This window comes from Streptacidiphilus alkalitolerans, from assembly GCF_042511045.1.
Classification (GTDB): Bacteria; Actinomycetota; Actinomycetes; order Streptomycetales; family Streptomycetaceae; genus Streptacidiphilus; species Streptacidiphilus alkalitolerans.
Map to the genome: position 1 here is coordinate 197806 of NZ_JBHEZX010000010.1, position 13080 is coordinate 210885.

Genomic DNA, 13080 nt, shown 5'->3' on the forward strand with positions numbered 1-13080 from the left:
GGGTCGCCACCGCACGGCACTGGGCCGTCCGAGTGAGCTCCTTGATGTCGTCGTGCCTCAGGGAGACATGGTGTCAGATCCCGGGGGCAAAAAATCCCCCTCCCCCCGCACAGAGGCACCGGCGCATTTTCTCATGTCACGGGCCTGAAGCGCAGGGGGGTGGCCCCGCTTTCTGTTGTTACTCGTGAGTCGCCGCGGAGGTGACCAGCTCGGTCAGCACCCCGCCGCAGTCCTTGGGGTGCAGGAAGGTGATCCGGGACCCCATCGAACCCGTGCGCGGCTCCTCGTACAGCACCCGCACCCCCTTCTCCCGGATCGCCGCGGCGTCCCCGTCCACGTCCGCCGTGCCGAAGGCCACGTGGTGCACACCCTCGCCGTTCTTCGCCAGCCACTTGCCCACCGCGGAGTCCTCCCGGGTCGGCTCCAGCAGCTGCAGGTACGAGGCGCCGCCGTCGCCGGTGTCATTGATCTTCAGCATCGCCTCGCGCACCCCCTGCTCCTCGTTGACCTCGGTGTGGAACACCTCGAAGCCGTACGTGGCCCGGTAGAACTCCACCGTCCGGTCCAGGTCGAAACAGGCGATACCAATGTGGTCGATCCGCGTCAGCACGATTCTCCTCCAGAGGGGTTGCCTCCAGTGCACCGCAAACCACCGCCCCGCGAAACCCGCCCCCACCGTGCCCGTGATCACACCGGCGCCGGCGTGACGACGACGTTACGCATCAGTACATTGGGGCAAAACCCTGGACCGCAGTGACCGTGGCAGCGCCGCGCCCAGACCTCATCGCAGCAAAGGGGCTACGAAGAATGAGCAACGTGATCGTCGCAGGCGCACGGACCCCGATGGGCCGCCTGCTCGGCTCCCTCAAGGGCTTCTCCGGCGCGGACCTCGGCGGCATCGCCATCAAGGAGGCCCTCCGCCGCGCGGGCATCACCGGCGACCAGGTCCAGTACGTGATCATGGGCCAGGTGCTGCAGGCCGGCGCCGGCCAGATTCCGGCCCGCCAGGCCGCGGTCAAGGCCGGCATCCCGATGAACGTCCCGGCCCTCACCATCAACAAGGTCTGCCTCTCCGGGCTGGACGCCATCGCCCTGGCCGACCAGCTGATCCGCGCCGGCGAGTTCGACATCGTCGTGGCCGGCGGCCAGGAGTCCATGACCAACGCCCCCCACCTGCTGCCCAAGTCCCGCGAGGGCTACAAGTACGGCGCGGTCGAGCTCCTCGACGCGATGGCCTACGACGGCCTGACCGACTCCTTCGAGGGCATCCCCATGGGAGAGTCCACCGAGGGCCACAACGTGCGGCTCGGCATCGGCCGCACCGAGCAGGACGAGATCGCCGCGCGCTCGCACCAGCTGGCCGCCGCCGCCGCGAAGAACGGCGTCTTCGACGCCGAGATCGTCCCGGTCGAGATCCCGCAGCGGCGCGGCGAGCCCGTGGTCTTCAGCAGCGACGAGGGCATCCGCGCGGAGACCACGGTCGAGTCCCTCGCCAAGCTCCGTCCCGCCTTCACCCGCGACGGCACGATCACCGCCGGATCCTCCTCGCAGATCTCCGACGGCGCCGCCGCCGTCGTCGTCATGAGCAAGGCCAAGGCCGAAGAGCTGGGCCTCAGCTGGATCGCCGAGATCGGCGCCCACGGCAATGTCGCCGGCCCCGACAACTCGCTGCAGTCCCAGCCCTCCCACGCGATTCTCGCTGCGCTCGGCAAGGAAGGTCTGACGGTTGACGACCTCGACCTGGTCGAGATCAACGAGGCGTTCGCGGCGGTCGCGGTCCAGTCCGTCAAGGACCTCGGCATTTCGCTCGACAAGGTGAACGTCAACGGCGGGGCGATTGCCCTTGGCCACCCCATCGGCATGTCCGGCGCCCGTCTTGTCCTTTCGCTGGCCCTGGAGTTGCAGCGGCGCGGGGGTGGGGTCGGTGCGGCGGCGCTTTGCGGTGGCGGCGGTCAGGGTGACGCTCTGCTGATTCGCGTTCCTTAAGGCGTTTGCCTGCGGCGCGGGTGGTTGCATGGCAGCGGGGGCGGGCCGGGTCGGGGTAGTCGCTCTGGGGCCTGCTGCGAAACGGGTGCCAAGAGTCGAGGTGCCTTTTCTACGCCGCTCGCACCCGTTTCTCGCTTTGACGGCCCCTGCCGCGACCACCCCGCCCCGTCCCACCCCCTCCCGTGCGGGGGTGGGAAAAAGCGAGGTTGCGCTCGCCGTGGTTTCGTCCGGGGCTCGGGTTGATGGGAGATTGCCGGGATGGATATCGGAACGCTGGTCGAGCAGGCGCGGGAGGGGCGACCGCGGGCGGTCGCGCGGTTGATCTCCCTGGTGGAGGCGGCGTCGCCGCAACTCCGGGAGGTGATGGCGCTGTTGGCGCCGCTGACCGGGAACGCCTACGTGGTCGGCCTGACCGGCTCGCCGGGAGTCGGCAAGTCGACTTCGACCTCCGCCCTGGTGAAGGCCTACCGCCAGGCGGGGAAGCGGGTCGGCGTGCTGGCCGTCGACCCCTCCTCGCCGTTCTCCGGCGGCGCCCTGCTGGGGGACCGGGTACGGATGCAGGACCACGCGACGGATCCCGGCGTGTACATCCGCTCCATGGCCACCAGGGGCCACCTCGGTGGCCTCGCCTGGGCCGCGCCGCAGGCGATCCGCGTGCTGGACGCCGCGGGCTGCGAGGTGATCCTGGTGGAGACGGTCGGTGTCGGCCAGTCCGAGGTCGAGGTCGCGGCCCAGGCGGACACCACCGTGGTGCTGCTCGCCCCCGGCATGGGGGACGGGATCCAGGCCGCGAAGGCGGGGATCCTGGAGATCGGCGACGTCTACGTGGTCAACAAGGCCGACCGCGACGGCGCGGACGCCACCGCGCGGGAGCTCAACCACATGCTCGGCCTCGGCGAGGCCCGCAGCGCGGGCGCGTGGCGCCCCCCGATCGTGAAGACCGTGGCCGCCAAGGGCCAAGGCGTAGACGAACTGGTCGCGGCGCTGGAGAAGCACCGCGCCTGGATGGACGAACACGACCAGCTGACTCAGCGCAGGGTGCGCCGCGCGGCCCAGGAGATCCAGACCCTCGCGGTCACCACCCTGCGCCAACGCATCGACGCCGCAACGCTGGACGCCCTCGCCGGGCAGGTCGCCCGCGGCGAGCTCGACCCCTACACCGCCGCCGACGCCCTCATCTGAACTACGGCGAGCGCAACCTCGCTTTTCCCCACCCCCGCACGGGAGGGGGTGGGACGGGGCGGGGTGGTCGCGGCAGGGGCCGTCAAAGCGAGAAACGGGTGCGAGCGGCGTAGAAAAGGCACCTCGACTCTTGGCACCCGTTTCGCAGCAGGCCCCAGAGCGACTACCCCGACCCGGCCCGCCCCCGACCCCGCGCACCCACCCGCGCCGCAGGCAAACCAAAACCCCGCACAGTGCAACGCCTTGCGCCGCAGGCTAAACCCGGCCCCGTACGGTGCGGAGGTGTTCGGCGATGGGGGCGAGTGCCTGGTACATGGAGGCGATCTGCGAAGGCTCGAGCCTGTCGATGAAGTGTTCACGGACACTGCGGACGTGGTGGGGTGCGACCCGTCGCATCGTGTCCCAGCCGTCGTCGGTGAGCACCGCGTACAGCCCGCGCCGGTCGCCGGGGCACCCCTCGCGGGCGACGAGGCCCGCGGCCTCCATCCGGGTGATCTGGTGCGAGAGGCGGCTCTTGGACTGGAGCGTGGCGGTGGCCAGGTCGGTCATCCGCATGCGGCGCTCGGGGGCTTCGGAGAGTTCCACCAGGATGGTGTAGTCGTTGATGGCGAGCCCGAAGGGCTGGAGCCCCCGCTCCATGGCGTAGCCCAGCAGCCGGCCCACTTCGAGGTGCGCGCGCCAGAGCGCCTGCTCCTCGGGGGTGAGCCAGGGAGCGTCCTCGTCGGTGTCGTCCTGGAGGGTCGTGGCGCTGGTTTCCATGGAGGTGATGATACCCGTCAAAGTTGAAAGTTGGACAATATTACAGACCGAACTGCCGCCCGAGGTTCCCGAGGTTGCCCAGGTTCGGCTGCTGCGCCCGTCCGCCCTGGGCCGGGGGCCGGGCCCCCGGGATGCCGGGTTCGTCCGCGACCGCCCCGGTCGCGTACTCGGGCATCAGGACCTCGGTGGACTGAAGCAGGACCTGGCCCGCGCCCACGAACTCGAACTGGTGCTCCTCGCCGGAGGCCCCGCCGAGGCCGGTGAGCCGGCGGACGCCGCCGAGGACGCCGCGCATGTAGCTGTGGTCGTAGTGGTGGCAGGGGGAGGGGCAGTCGGCCCAGCCGACCAGGGCCTGCGGGTCCACCCGAACGGGGGGTTCCACGAAGTGGACCGGGCCGTTGGAGGCGGCGACGAACTTGCCGCTGCCGATCAGGGTGAGGAAGCCGGGGATGATCGACTGCTTCAGCGCGAGGGTGGAGGCGTAGGCGAGCAGATTGCCGGAGCGGACGGTGAGGTTGCCCTCTTCGAGGTCGTAGGAGTTCACGTCGTAGGCCCGGTCCGCCAGGATCATGTGCCCCTGGCCCTCGGCGACGACCCAGTCGGTGGCGTGGGTGGGGGAGTGGAAGCTGGTGGAGATGAGCTGGTCCAGCGGGCCGTAGCCGATGGGGTGGAAGGTGATGTTGCCGTAGTAGGCGACCATCTTGCCCTTCTGCAGGAACCAGCGGCCGTTGAGGGCGACGGAGAAGGCGTAGGGGTTGACGTTGTCGTCGGTCGGGAGGGTGGAGGGGTCCCAGATCACGGGGCCGGCGTTCACAGTTTCTCCTCGCTGGCCTGGACGAATACCGTTCCGTTGCCGGTCAGTTCGAGCTGGAAGGCCTCGCCGGAGCCGCGGCCGATCGCGTCGCGCCAGCCGATCGCGGTGCTGACCTTGCTCTGCACCTCGCCGCGGTGGGCCACGTAGGCCTGCGGGTCGACGTGGACCGGGTGCTGGGGGGTGATCGGGATCTCGAACACCCCGCCGTGGGCCAGGACCGCGGCGGATCCGTGGCCGGTGAGGGTGGTGGTGAACAGGCCCTGCCCGGTGGCCTGGCCGCGAATGATGCCGCGCAGGCCGCCCTGGGAGCCCATGAACATGGTCGACTGGTTGAGCGTGCCGTCGAAGACCAGCAGCCGGTCGGCCTCGACGTAGAGGGTGTCGCCGGTGAGGTGGACCAGGTGGGCGTGGTGGCCGCCGTGGCCGAACATCACGGTGCCGTGGCCCTCGATGGTCATCAGCGGGGTCTGCTCGTTGGCGATCCGGCGGCCCAGCATGGAGCCGATGCCGCCCTGACCGCCCATCAGGTCGGGGGTGAAGCTGACGTTGCCCTTGTAGGCGAGCATCGCTCCGCGCTGGCTGTAGAGGCGCTGGCCGGGGACGACGGGGGCTTCCACCATCTTGCTGTTGATCTGAGTGAACATCAGACCTCCCCGGCGACGGTGCGGCGCTCGGAGGGCTGCACGTAGACCAGGCCGTTGCCCTCGAACTCGATCTGGAAGCTCTCGCCGCCGGTCTCGCCGACCAGGGCGCGCCAGGTCACGTCGGTGCGGAAGCTCTGCTTGAGGTCGCCGGTGTGGGCGACGTACGCGCCGGGGTCGACCCGGAGCGGGAGGCCGGGGGCGACCCGGAGGATCACTGCGGGGCCGTCGGAGGTGATAGCGGCCCAGCCGGCTCCTTCGACCTTGGTGGTGAACAGGCCGTGGCCCTCGGAGGCGCCGCGGAGGCCGGTGAACTCGGTGCCGGTGCGCAGGGTGGCCTCGGTGCAGAGCAGGTTGCTCGCTTCGACGTGGAGGCGCTCGTTGTTGAGCTGGACCAGGTTGATCTCGGCCGCGCGTTCGGCGAACCAGCAGGTGCCCTTGCCCTGGACCTCCATCACGGTCATCTTCTCGCCGGTGATCCGGCGGGTGACCATGCCGCGCAGGCCCTCACCGCCGCCGGTCATCCGCTTGAAGGTCATCTGGCCGTCGTAGGCGACCATCGAGCCGTTCCGGGCCTTGACGGCGTCGCCGGCGAGGTCCACCGCGAGTACTCGTGAGCCCTGCATTCTGAACTGTGCCACGGCTACAACGTAGTGGGGGTCGAAGTGGCACGGGAAGGGGCGGGGTGATCGCCGGCCGAGGTCTCGACCTCGAGGAGTGAGGCCTCGTGGCGTTCGGCCTCGAACGCCTTCCCGCCGCCGCGGAGCCCGAACAGCCGCTTGGCCAGGAGGATGTAGAGGACCGCGAGGAGGTTCAGGGCCAGGGTGGCGATCTTGAAGCCGCTGACCTTCTCGGTCAGTTCGTAGATCTCCAGCGGCAGGAACGCGGCGGTGGCGACGACGGTGAGGTACTCGGCCCAGCGCTTGGCGGCCCAGAGCCCGAACGCCTCGACGATCTCGATCAGTGCGTAGACCACGAGGGCGGCGGCGGTGATCAGCAGGGTGGAGTGCTTGTAGCTGAAGGTCTTCTGGATGCTGCCGACGATGGGGGAGTTGTTGAGGTCGTAGTGGAAGTGCTGGGCGATCGGCTGCAGGAGGTTGAGGTCGTCGTTGAAGAACTGCTGCACCGAGGTCTGGCTGTTGCTGAACTTCCAGACGGCGATCGCGATCAGGATGATGAAGACGCCGCGGACCATGCGTTCGACGGCCAGGAAGCGGAGGATGAAGAGGTCGCGCAGGGCCTTGCCGCGGGGGACGAACGGAGCGTCCTCGGCCTTGCCGGTGCCGTGCGGCTCGCCGAGGGCGAAGTCGCCGCAGCGGAGGCAGCGCCAGGCGTCGCCGAGGGCGGTGTGGGCGTGGAGGTGCTCACGCAGCAGCGGCTCGGTGGGGGCGTAGGTGATGTGTCCGCGCCGTGAGCAGGTGCGTCTGTTCCAGTCCCACTTCATCGCTGTCCCCGTATGAGTTCGGTGTGCTTGTTAGCCGGAACAATAGCCGGGGGCGGGTCGGTGATACTGGGGTGTCCTTGTTTGTGCTGCTGAGGGGTTCGTTGTGAAGAACAGTGCGGTCCACCGTCTGCGCCTGGTGTCCATGCCGGAAGGGCTGTCCTTCCTGCTGCTGCTGGTGTGCTCGGTGCTGAAGCGGACCACCAGCTTCAATGCGGTGCCGGTGATGGGAATGGTGCACGGCATCCTTTTCACCCTGTATGTGGTGTTCGCGCTGATGGCCTGGGCGAAGCAGCGCTGGAGCCTCAAGCGGGCGGCGGGCATCTTCGTGCTCTCGGTGCTCCCCGGCGGCGGCTTCTATGCCGAGCGGGTGCTGGCCAAGGAGGAGGGCGAGGGTTATCCCGCCCCTGCCGTCGCTGTCTGAGGCTGCGGGTACGGTAAGGACGTGCCCAAGCCGCTGAGCCTGTCCTTCGACCCCATCGCCCGTGCCGACGAGTTGTGGACCCGGCGCTGGGGCGCGGTGCCGTCGATGGCGGCGATCACCTCGGTGATGCGGGCGCAGCAGATCCTGCTGGCGCAGGTGGACGCGGTGCTGAAGCCGTACGGGCTGACCTTCGCCCGGTACGAGGCGCTGGTGCTGCTGACCTTCAGCCGGGCCGGCGAGCTGCCGCTGTCGAAGATCGGCGAGCGGCTGATGGTGCATCCGACGAGTGTGACCAACACGGTGGACCGGCTGGAGCGGGCCGGCCTGGTCGCGCGGCGGCCCAACCCGCTGGACGGGCGGGGCGTGCTCGCGGCGATCACCGAGGACGGCCGGCAGGTGGTGGAGAAGGCGACCAGGGACCTGGTCGCCATGGACTTCGGCCTGGGCGGCTACGACGAGGCCGGGTGCCGGGAGCTGTTCCAGGTGCTCCGGCCGCTGCGGGTGTCCGCGGGGGACTTCGCGGAGGAGTAGGCCGGTGTGAGAGATCCACTTTTGGGCGGCTACGCTCGTTCCGTGAACAAGTCGAATCGTCTGCTGACGGCCTACCGGGTACTGGCGTACGTGACCGGTGTCGGGCTGCTGCTTCTGTGCGCCTCCTGCATCGCCTGGTACGGCTTCGGGGTGGCCCAGATCGCCGTCGCGATCGTCGGCACGATCCACGGCTGGGCGTTCATGGCCTATGTCGTCGTCGCCTTCACGCTGGGCAACAAGATGGGCTGGCCGATCGGCCGGATGGTCTTTGTGATCCTGGCCGGAACCATTCCCACCTGCTCCTTCATCGCGGAACGCAAGGTGATGGAGGAGATCCGGGCGCAGACGGCGGACGCCGGGACGGAGTCCCTGGTCCAGGTCTGAGCTGCTGGAGTGTGAGGCGCGTCTCTCTGAGGCGCGCCTCTTTTGCGCGCTAGAATTAGTAGGACATCCAAGTAGTTTTGATTGCGGGGTCGGCCGATGGACGCACGTGAACGCTGGCAGCTTCGGTATGACAAGGCGCGGAAGCGCGATGCCGACTTCACGACCCTGAGCGGCGACGAGGTCGACCCGGTCTACGGGCCCGCGGACGGCCGGGTGCCGGAGCGGATCGGCTGGCCGGGGGAGTACCCGTACACCCGCGGGCTGCACGCCACCGGGTACCGGGGGCGGGCCTGGACGATCCGTCAGTTCGCCGGCTTCGGCAACGCCCGGCAGACCAATGAGCGCTACCGGATGATCCTGGACGCGGGCGGCGGCGGCCTCTCGGTGGCCTTCGACATGCCGACGCTGATGGGGCGGGACTCGGACGACGCCAGGGCCTTGGGCGAGGTCGGGCACTGCGGGGTCGCCATCGACTCCGCGGCCGACATGGAGGTGCTGTTCGCCGGGCTGCCGCTCGGGGAGGTCACCACGTCGATGACCATCTCGGGTCCCGCGGTGCCGGTGTTCTGCATGTACCTGGTGGCCGCGGAGCGGCAGGGCGTGGACCCCGGTGTGCTCAACGGCACGCTGCAGACCGACATCTTCAAGGAGTACATCGCCCAGAAGGAGTGGCTGTTCGAGCCGGAGCCGCATCTGCGGCTGATCGGCGACCTGATGGAGTACTGCGCCGAGCACATCCCGGCGTACAAGCCGCTGTCGGTGTCCGGCTACCACATCAGGGAGGCCGGCTCGACGGCCGCGCAGGAACTGGCGTTCACCCTGGCGGACGGGTTCGCCTATGTGGAGCTGGGGCTGTCACGGGGTCTTGACGTGGATGTGTTCGCGCCCGGGCTCTCCTTCTTCTTCGACGCGCACCTGGACTTCTTCGAGGAGATCGCCAAGTTCCGTGCGGCGCGCCGGATCTGGGCCCGGTGGCTGCGGGACGTCTACGGGGCGACCAGCGAGAAGGCGCAGTGGCTGCGGTTCCACACGCAGACGGCGGGGGTGTCGCTGACCGCGCAGCAGCCCTACAACAACGTGGTGCGCACGGCGGTGGAGGCGCTGTCGGCGGTGCTCGGCGGCACCAACTCGCTGCACACCAACGCCCTGGACGAGACCCTGGCGCTGCCCTCGGAGCAGGCCGCGGAGATCGCGCTGCGGACCCAGCAGGTGCTGATGGAGGAGACCGGCGTCGCCAATGTCGCGGACCCGCTGGGCGGCTCCTGGTACGTGGAGGCGCTGACCGACCGGATCGAGGCGCAGGCCGAGGCGATCTTCCAGAGGATCCAGGACATGGGCGCGCCGGGGCACCCGGTCGGGCCGATGACCGCGGGGATCCTGCGCGGGATCGAGAACGGCTGGTTCACCGGCGAGATCGCCGAGGCCGCGTTCGCCTACCAGCAGGCGGTGGAGAAGGGCGAGAAGCGGGTGGTCGGCGTCAACTGCCACACCGGCAGCGTGACCAAGCCGCTGGAGATCCTCCGGGTCAGCCACGAGGTGGAGACCGAGCAGGTGCGCGAGCTCGCGGCACGGCGCGCGGGTCGGGACGAGGCGGCGGTGCGCGCGGGTCTCGACGCGATGCTGGCGGCGGCCAGGGACGGCAGCAACATGCTCCCGCCGATGCTGGACGCGGTCCGGGCCGAGGCCACCCTGGGCGAGATCTGCGACGTGCTGCGGACGGAGTGGGGGACGTACACCGAGCCGGCCGGGTTTTAGGACGTCAACGGGGTCAGCAGCAGGGTGGTGAAGCGGCTGATCCAGGCCGGGGAGGCGGGCTCGCCGCTGACCAGCATCCGGTGCTCGACCGCGCCGGCGATGGTGTCGAAGATGATGTCGATGTCCTCGCAGGCCGCCTCCGGGCTGGTGTCGGCGGCGAGCTCGCCCCTGGCCTGGGCGGCGGCGCGACCCAGGCGCACCAGTTCTTTTTGCGGGTCGATGATCGACTCGCGGACCCGCAGCCGCAGCGCCGGGTCGCGGCTGGCCTCGGCGAACAGGGCCAATAGCGCGGCCTGGCTCTCCGGCTGCGCCAGCAGACCGGCGAACTGGCGCACCACGGCCTCGATGTCCGCCCGCAGGCTGCCCAGGTCGGCCATGGCCAGCTCGTCGAAGAGCACCGCCACGGCGTCCACCACCAGCTCGTTCTTGGACGGCCAGCGCCGGTAGAGGGTGGTCTTGGCGACCCCGGCCCGGGTGGCGACGTCGCCCATGGTCAGCCCGCCCCACCCCAGCTCCGCGAGCGCCGCCCGGGTGGCGGCGAGGATCGCCCGATCAGCGTCGGCGCTCCGCGGGCGGCCCTTGCGGGCGGTGGGGGGCTCGGTCACAGCCGTTGACACTACAGCCGCCGCCGGGGGTCGGCAGTGTGGCGCAGGTCATGTCGGAGGGGCTGCGGGGCGAGGCCGGATCGATATACGCTACGACCTGTAGCGAAAGGCGACAACCACGCTGCCGCGCGGGTGGGGATCCGCGCAGTGCTTTGAGTACCACCAGTAGTTCCAGAGGATTCACACCGGAGCGCGCTGACGGGGGAGGATAGGCCCATGCAGCCACGGAACATGTCCATGCGCGGCGCGGTCGACCTCGCCGCGGTCAAGGCGGCGGCGGAGGCCGCCCAGAAGGCGGAGCAGACTCGCGCCGCCCGCGCCCGCCAGGCCCAGGAAGCGGGGGGCGACGGTACGGCCGTCCCTCCGGCGGGCCCTCTGGTTTTTGATGTCAGCGAGGCCGGGTTCGAGGAGCAGGTGGTCCAGCTCTCGGCCGAGGTGCCGGTGGTCCTGAACTTCTGGGCCGAGGGCTACGAGCCGGCCGAGGCGCTCAACCCGGTGCTGGTCAGACTGGCCGAGGAGTACGACGGGCGCTTTGTGCTCGCCATGGTCGACATCAGGAGCAACCAGCAGCTGGCCCGCCAGCTGCAGATCCGGGACCTGCCCACCGTGCTCGCGGTGGTCGCGGGCCAGCTGGTGCCGCTGTTCGAGGGCCCGGCCGGCGAGGCGGACGTCCGCCAGCTGCTGGACTCGCTGGTCGCGGGCGCCGAGGAGCGGTTCGGGATCGTCGGCGAGGTCGGGGTCCGCTCCGGTACGGGCGCCCCGGCGGAGGTCGCCGAGGTCGAGCCGCCGGTGGATCCGGCGCTGGCCGCCGCGCACGAGGCGCTGGACCGGGGTGACCTCGCCGGCGCCATCCAGGCGTACCGCAATGTGCTCTCCGACCGGCCCGCGGACGTCGAGGCCAAGCTGGGGCTGGCCCAGGCCGAGCTGCTGCAGCGGGTGCAGGGCGTGGACCCGCAGGCGGCGCGGACGGCGGCGGCCGAGCGGCCCGCCGACGTCGAGGCCCAGCTGACCGCGGCCGACCTCGATCTGGTCGGCGGCCACGTCGAGGACGCCTTCGCCCGGCTGGTCGACACGGTCGGCCGGACGGCCGGCGCGGACCGGGACCGGGTGCGGGTGCACCTGCTGTCACTCTTCGAGGTCATCGGCGCGGACGATCCCCGGGTCGTCAAGGCGCGTGGGGCGCTTGCGCGGCGGCTGTTCTGACGCTTGACGATTTGACGACAAAACCGCTGCGGGCGGCGTCGTTTACCAAATCTTGACGTTCGACGACGGCGGTCACCCTGGGTGGCCGCCATCGTCTGTTAACTCCATGTTTCATGGAATTTGCCCGAGTGCTGAACCTCCGCATGGTGACGGAAGGTGATATCGGCCTCGTTCGCGTGATCGAAGGTATTCACTCCCTCCTTACTCGCCGGTAATGAAGTACTTGTGCACGGGCCCCGGATGGACCAACATCGGGCTCGCTCGGTCCGTTGCCGAAGCCCCGACCGCCAGTCGGGGAGGCGGACCCGGAATCCCCACCGAGCAGGGACCGGCCGTCCGGTCCCTAAGAGGGCAGGGGGGTCTTCGCCTTCCCCGGCGGAGCCTGTCCTCTCACGGCCGAGCAGCCAGCACGGCCGGTGGTTGTCGCTCGGGGGTGATCGCCGATGCTGCCGATCAGAGACTTCGTACCCACGACCTCACGCACGCAGCCGACGCGCTCCCCTTCCCGAGGACGTAGCTCTTCTCCCCATCCCAGGCCAGGGCCCAAGCGGGGCAGGCCGGAGATGTACGTCCGAGAAGGAGGATCTCGTTAATGTCACAGACTTTCGGTAAGACCCGCTGGAAGCGGTTCGCCGTTGTCATGGTTCCCACCATTGCCGCGACTGCTGCGGTTGGTATCAGCATCGCCCAGGGCGCGCTCGCCGCGTCGTTCAGTGTCTCCGGGCAGCAGTTCGAGGTGTCGGCCGGTCACCTGCACGGTGACAACTTCCGCCAGTACGGCACTGTGTTGGACGGGACCAAGACCCCGAGCAACCCGTCCGGCAAGGACCCGGTCGCGGTGTCGGGCTTCGACAGCGCCACCATCAACCAGCTGTGCCAGTCGGTGGACTTCCCCGTTCCGGGCCTGGGGGACTTCACCCTCAGGATCGACGCGGGCGGCTCCTACGACGCGAAGACCGGCAAGGCCTCCGGCCCGGTGGTCTCCGCGACCGGACTGTTCATCTCGATGTCCGACCTGAAGGCCGACTCCGCGGTCTTCAACGGCATGAACATCGGCGTCGCCACCGGTGACGTCGGCACGGCGGCGGGCCAGACCTCGCCCGGCACGACGTTCAACGGGCCCACCAACCCGGGTGCGTTCGCCCAGACCGCTGAAAGCGCCGACCTGACCGGCGTCCAGCAGACGGCGTGGGCCACCTCGGCGGCCACCTTCACCCTGAACGGGATGCACCTGCACCTCGACTCGGGCAACACCGGCTGCTTCTGACCCCCACCCGGGTCGGCAGTAGCGAACCGCACGGCGTGGGGAGGGGCCCAGGTCCCTCCCCGCTGTGCTTCCAAGACCATCTGCACCA

15 protein-coding genes are annotated in these 13080 nt (G+C 69.7%); 8 read left to right on the forward strand and 7 right to left on the reverse strand.

Annotated features, from left to right (window positions below; all coding sequences use genetic code 11):
- Positions 1-178: 178 nt before the first annotated feature.
- A complete protein-coding gene (gene mce / locus ACEZDG_RS23225) occupies positions 179-610 on the reverse strand; it encodes a methylmalonyl-CoA epimerase (RefSeq protein ID WP_380512654.1) in 432 nt (143 codons plus the stop codon).
- A gap of 197 nt (positions 611-807) precedes the next feature.
- On the opposite strand from mce, the gene ACEZDG_RS23230 reads away from it, so the two are divergent.
- Together ACEZDG_RS23230 and meaB are read left to right on the forward strand one after the other, a co-directional pair.
- Positions 808-1986, forward strand: a complete 1179-nt coding sequence (locus tag ACEZDG_RS23230) for an acetyl-CoA C-acetyltransferase (protein ID WP_380512656.1) — start codon at positions 808-810, stop codon at positions 1984-1986.
- A 258-nt stretch (positions 1987-2244) separates the two neighbouring features.
- Positions 2245-3168 (forward strand): methylmalonyl Co-A mutase-associated GTPase MeaB, encoded by a 924-nt coding sequence (gene meaB, locus ACEZDG_RS23235; protein WP_380512658.1) that lies wholly within the window; start codon positions 2245-2247, stop codon positions 3166-3168.
- 255 nt (positions 3169-3423) lie between these two features.
- On the opposite strand, the gene ACEZDG_RS23240 is transcribed toward meaB, so the two are convergent.
- The 5 genes from ACEZDG_RS23240 to ACEZDG_RS23260 are packed head-to-tail and all read right to left on the reverse strand — an operon-like array spanning position 3424 to position 6826.
- Positions 3424-3927, reverse strand: coding sequence for a MarR family winged helix-turn-helix transcriptional regulator (locus ACEZDG_RS23240; RefSeq protein ID WP_380512660.1), 504 nt, complete (start codon positions 3925-3927; stop codon positions 3424-3426).
- A 40-nt stretch (positions 3928-3967) separates the two neighbouring features.
- Positions 3968-4741, reverse strand: a complete 774-nt coding sequence (locus ACEZDG_RS23245; protein WP_380512662.1) for an AIM24 family protein — start codon at positions 4739-4741, stop codon at positions 3968-3970.
- The gene (locus tag ACEZDG_RS23250) at positions 4738-5388 is read right to left on the reverse strand and encodes an AIM24 family protein (RefSeq protein ID WP_380512847.1); all 651 of its coding nucleotides are present in this window, start codon (positions 5386-5388) and stop codon (positions 4738-4740) included. Before ACEZDG_RS23250 ends, ACEZDG_RS23245 begins: the two co-directional genes overlap by 4 nt.
- On the reverse strand, positions 5385-6023 hold the full coding sequence (locus ACEZDG_RS23255; RefSeq protein WP_380512664.1) for an AIM24 family protein: 639 nt from the start codon (positions 6021-6023) through the stop codon (positions 5385-5387). The genes ACEZDG_RS23250 and ACEZDG_RS23255 overlap by 4 nt, the downstream gene beginning before the upstream one ends.
- Positions 6024-6025: 2 nt before the next feature.
- The gene (locus ACEZDG_RS23260; protein WP_380512666.1) at positions 6026-6826 is read right to left on the reverse strand and encodes a DUF2127 domain-containing protein; all 801 of its coding nucleotides are present in this window, start codon (positions 6824-6826) and stop codon (positions 6026-6028) included.
- A gap of 103 nt (positions 6827-6929) precedes the next feature.
- On the opposite strand from ACEZDG_RS23260, the gene ACEZDG_RS23265 reads away from it, so the two are divergent.
- From ACEZDG_RS23265 to ACEZDG_RS23280, 4 genes are all read left to right on the forward strand, one after another.
- Positions 6930-7247, forward strand: coding sequence for a DUF3817 domain-containing protein (locus ACEZDG_RS23265; protein WP_380512668.1), 318 nt, complete (start codon positions 6930-6932; stop codon positions 7245-7247).
- Between the two features lie 21 nt (positions 7248-7268).
- Positions 7269-7778, forward strand: coding sequence for a MarR family winged helix-turn-helix transcriptional regulator (locus ACEZDG_RS23270; RefSeq protein WP_380512670.1), 510 nt, complete (start codon positions 7269-7271; stop codon positions 7776-7778).
- 42 nt (positions 7779-7820) lie between these two features.
- Positions 7821-8162 (forward strand): DUF3817 domain-containing protein, encoded by a 342-nt coding sequence (locus tag ACEZDG_RS23275; RefSeq protein ID WP_380512672.1) that lies wholly within the window; start codon positions 7821-7823, stop codon positions 8160-8162.
- A gap of 96 nt (positions 8163-8258) precedes the next feature.
- Positions 8259-9917 carry an acyl-CoA mutase large subunit family protein gene (locus tag ACEZDG_RS23280; RefSeq protein WP_380512674.1) on the forward strand — a complete coding sequence of 553 codons (1659 nt, stop codon included), beginning with the start codon at positions 8259-8261 and terminating at the stop codon, positions 9915-9917.
- Here ACEZDG_RS23280 and ACEZDG_RS23285 read toward each other — a convergent pair.
- Positions 9914-10522, reverse strand: coding sequence for a TetR/AcrR family transcriptional regulator (locus ACEZDG_RS23285; protein ID WP_380512676.1), 609 nt, complete (start codon positions 10520-10522; stop codon positions 9914-9916). The two genes, ACEZDG_RS23280 and ACEZDG_RS23285, sit on opposite strands and share 4 nt — an antisense overlap.
- A gap of 216 nt (positions 10523-10738) precedes the next feature.
- Here ACEZDG_RS23285 and ACEZDG_RS23290 point away from each other — a divergent pair, with 216 nt between their 5' ends.
- The gene (locus ACEZDG_RS23290) at positions 10739-11725 is read left to right on the forward strand and encodes a tetratricopeptide repeat protein (RefSeq protein ID WP_380512677.1); all 987 of its coding nucleotides are present in this window, start codon (positions 10739-10741) and stop codon (positions 11723-11725) included.
- Positions 11726-12317: 592 nt separating this feature from the next.
- Positions 12318-12992, forward strand: coding sequence for a DUF6230 family protein (locus tag ACEZDG_RS23295; protein ID WP_380512679.1), 675 nt, complete (start codon positions 12318-12320; stop codon positions 12990-12992).
- The last annotated feature ends 88 nt before the right edge of the window (positions 12993-13080 follow it).

Excerpts from the sequence above, each read along its gene's own strand:
- ACEZDG_RS23230 (WP_380512656.1), top strand. The coding sequence starts at position 808 with ATGAGCAACGTGATCGTCGCAGGCGCACGGACCCCGATGGGCCGCCTG.
- meaB (WP_380512658.1), top strand. The coding sequence starts at position 2,245 with ATGGATATCGGAACGCTGGTCGAGCAGGCGCGGGAGGGGCGACCGCGG.
- ACEZDG_RS23240 (WP_380512660.1), bottom strand. The coding sequence starts at position 3,927 with ATGGAAACCAGCGCCACGACCCTCCAGGACGACACCGACGAGGACGCT.
- ACEZDG_RS23260 (WP_380512666.1), bottom strand. The coding sequence starts at position 6,826 with ATGAAGTGGGACTGGAACAGACGCACCTGCTCACGGCGCGGACACATC.
- ACEZDG_RS23280 (WP_380512674.1), top strand. The coding sequence starts at position 8,259 with ATGGACGCACGTGAACGCTGGCAGCTTCGGTATGACAAGGCGCGGAAG.
- ACEZDG_RS23290 (WP_380512677.1), top strand. The coding sequence starts at position 10,739 with ATGCAGCCACGGAACATGTCCATGCGCGGCGCGGTCGACCTCGCCGCG.
- ACEZDG_RS23295 (WP_380512679.1), top strand. The coding sequence starts at position 12,318 with ATGTCACAGACTTTCGGTAAGACCCGCTGGAAGCGGTTCGCCGTTGTC.